Origin of the sequence: Parageobacillus caldoxylosilyticus NBRC 107762, from assembly GCF_000632715.1 — a bacterium.
Taxonomy (GTDB): Bacteria; Bacillota; Bacilli; order Bacillales; family Anoxybacillaceae; genus Saccharococcus; species Saccharococcus caldoxylosilyticus.
In genome coordinates this window covers 1-511 of the sequence record NZ_BAWO01000042.1, presented here as the reverse complement: position 1 = coordinate 511, position 511 = coordinate 1, and the positions used below count along the sequence as shown (strand labels likewise).

1 protein-coding gene is annotated in these 511 nt (G+C 35.0%); it reads left to right on the top strand.

Annotated features, from left to right (window positions below; genetic code table 11):
* Positions 1-511 (top strand): MOSC domain-containing protein (locus GCA01S_RS11275; RefSeq protein WP_042410093.1); only part of this gene is annotated, 511 nt, incomplete at both ends.

Here is a 511-nt window from a genome sequence, read left to right as displayed (position 1 = left end):
AACTAAAGTAATGGAATATGGTTTGTATGGCGACCGTAGTCATGCTTTTTTAGATAAAACAAGACCAGGGAAGTTTTTAACAATAACACAATTCCCAGAAATGGTTCGATATAAAGCAAGATTTGTTGGGGAAGAGTTAATGGAAGAATACCCCAGAGTTGAAATAACGACACCTGAAGGTAAGGTTGTTGATTGGGGGGATGAAGACCTAATTAGAGAAATAGAAAACAAATCGAAACGGAAAGTTTCTCTTGTAAAATATACTCCCTCTTATGTACCTTTAGGGGCAATTGAAGAAGAACACATTCAATTGGTAACGGATGCTTCTTTGCTTAAATTAAAAGAAATATGGGGAAAAGAGGTCAATTATCAACGTTTTCGCCCTAATTTACTTATATCATTAAAAGAGAAAGTCCCATTTATTGAAGAAACGTGGTTTGGCAGAAGGATTAAAATAGGACGAGAAGTGGAGATTCAATTAAAAAGACATTGTGAACGGTGCATGATTATT